This is a genomic window from Oleiphilus sp. HI0066 (assembly GCF_001635725.1).
Genome location: NZ_LWFH01001615.1, coordinates 1 through 856 on the forward strand (window position 1 = coordinate 1; position 856 = coordinate 856).

At 43.3% G+C, this 856-nt stretch carries 1 protein-coding gene; it reads left to right on the plus strand.

The genetic code is table 11. From position 1 onward, the window contains the following. Nucleotides 1-194: 194 nt before the first annotated feature. Nucleotides 195-856 (plus strand): TolC family protein (locus tag A3738_RS25405; protein WP_197474031.1); only part of this gene is annotated, 662 nt, incomplete at its 3' end.

Genomic DNA, 856 nt, shown 5'->3' on the forward strand with positions numbered 1-856 from the left:
TCCAGTGTTCGTGCGTAAAGTTTGCCATTCGTTACTCTTTAAAAGTTTTTGAAGCAGGCCATCCCATCGAAGGCACCGCAAATAGCGGCGCAAGTGTAAAGTTACGCAAAAATATTGTCCAGAATGCCTAGCAACTGCTACCTTATACTCAGTTACACGTGTTTTTTTGAAATGCATAAGGATTTTGTCTACTCATGATATCAATTAAAAAACTAGTTCTATGTATCGCTATTAGCTGTTTAGCTAGCGTAGGCTCCGCTCTAGCAGACACTTATGACTTAGTAGAGTTATATCAAAGTGCTCTCACCTACGATGCCGACATTGCTGCTGCCGAATCAGCTTACGTAGCAGAGCAAGAACAAGAAAACATAGCATTAGCTAATCTTCTTCCTCAAATCGACGCTGACGCAAGCATTGGTCATACCAATGACGAGATCAAAAAAGGTCCAAACGTATCGGACTCCTATAAAAGTACAACTTACGGCGTGAGCTTAACGCAACCTTTGTTTAACATGCCTCGATGGTACGATCTTTCTGCTTCAGAATATGGATCATCACGCGCAGAAGCTGAGTTCTTAACAGCGCAACAAAATCTCATTCTTAAAGTATCCGAAGCTTATTTTAACGTGCTTCGCGCAGAAGAAGATTTGATTGCTAGCCAAGCCTTAGAAACAGCCGTTAAACGTCAATATGAGCAAGCGAAAGAACAATTTGAGGTTGGATTGATTGCGATCACCGATGTGCACGAGGCAAAAGCATCTTACGACTCATCCCAAACGACACGAATTCGCGCAGAAGGCGCATTGACGATTGCCCGCGAGACGCTGTCACGCATCACTGGCCAATACGCAATAGA